The sequence below is a fragment of the Vibrio sp. Vb0667 genome (assembly GCF_033391095.1).
Window position 1 is genome coordinate 1 of sequence record NZ_JAWPOL010000134.1, and the last position, 1,584, is coordinate 1,584.

Sequence of the window (1,584 nt, forward strand, 5' to 3'; positions counted from 1 at the left end):
TGGACACTGCGTCGATAGTCAGATCGTTACCGAATAACGCTCCGCCAGTGATTTCTGCAATTTGAGATAAAGTAACCTTGATCATGAGGACAATCCTAAAAGCTGCATTGCGGATTCGCGGTCGGAATAATGAATCGTTTCGCCATTACGAATTTGGTAGTCTTCGTGGCCCTTACCTGCCAGCAAGATAATGTCTTGAGGCGCAGCGTTTTCTAACGCGTAAGAAAGCGCTTTAAAGCGATCATGCTGAACAATAGCTTCTGCTGGTTTGGATAGGCCAGCAAGCATATCTTTGACGATGAATACAGGGTCTTCACTGCGCGGGTTATCATCGGTCAAGACGACTTTGTCACCCAAACGCTCAGCGATTTCTGCCATCATCGGACGCTTACCTGCATCGCGATCGCCACCACAACCGAAAATAGCCCAAAGCTGTCCGTCACAATGCACGCGCAGTGCTTGTAATGCTTTTTCAAGCGCATCAGGCGTGTGAGCGTAATCGACCACAACTTTGGCGCGATTCTCGGCTTGGAATAGCTCCATTCGGCCTAACACCGGCTGCAATTGAGCAGCCGTCGCTAGCAAATCGCTCTTATCAAAACCAAGGCTCAATAAGGTCGCAAATGCCAGCATTAAGTTGGCTGCGTTGAATTCACCAATCAACGGCGCATGCAGCGTACCTTCGCCAAACTGACCATCAAAACGAATCGTAATACCAGATTCAGCATAAGCCACTTGGCTCGCCCATAGCGCGTGTTCAAACTCAGTTGTAGGAGCAAGAGAAACGGCAATCGCATTCGTCAGTTGTTTCGCCCACGCAGCGCCAACTTCGTCATCAACATTGATGATTGCTTGAGCACATTGATGCTGGGTAAACAGCGTTAGTTTGGCGTTGGCGTACTCTTCCATCGTACCGTGATAATCAAGATGGTCTCGGCTCAAGTTGGTAAATACGCCAGCAGCAAAGGAAAGGGATTTAACGCGGCCTTGGATCAAGCCATGAGAAGACACTTCTAACGCCGTATATTGCGCTTGTTGTTCGGCCAAAGCAGCAAGCGTATGCTGGATTTCCACCGCGTTTCCTGTGGTGTTCGCCGCTTCTTTTAAATCATCTAAGAAACCATTACCTGTGGTGCCCATCACTGCTGCTTTTGAGCCAACTAATCCAATCCACTGCGCGATAAGCTGGGTGATGGTGGTTTTACCGTTTGTACCTGTCACACCAATCAACTTCATATCAGGATAGGTGTACAACTGGCCGGCAATTTCAGATAAACATTTATCAAGCGCATCGAGATAAACCACCGGAATATCATCGATGATGTCGATTGTGCCATGCGCTTTCACATCACAAGCCTGGGCAATCACCGCATTGGCACCTTTTTCAATCGCAGAGGCAATGAACTTACGTCCATCTACCACATGGCCGACAAGAGCGACAAAAGTTGTACCTGGTTGAACTTTGCGACTATCAAGTTCTAGTTCTGAAACGAGAACGGACGCCAAACTAGGGCAATCCACCCAAGGGGAAAGCAGCACGTCCATACTGATGGCTTTAGTCATATTTGTTCTCCGAGCTTTGGC

General features: G+C 48.4%; 1 protein-coding gene. It reads right to left on the reverse strand.

Features of this window, described 5'->3' with window-relative positions:
- Positions 1-81: 81 nt before the first annotated feature.
- Positions 82-1,563, reverse strand: coding sequence for a UDP-N-acetylmuramoyl-L-alanyl-D-glutamate--2,6-diaminopimelate ligase (murE, locus tag R8269_RS24020; protein WP_318222755.1), 1,482 nt, complete (start codon positions 1,561-1,563; stop codon positions 82-84).
- Positions 1,564-1,584: the final 21 nt, after the last annotated feature.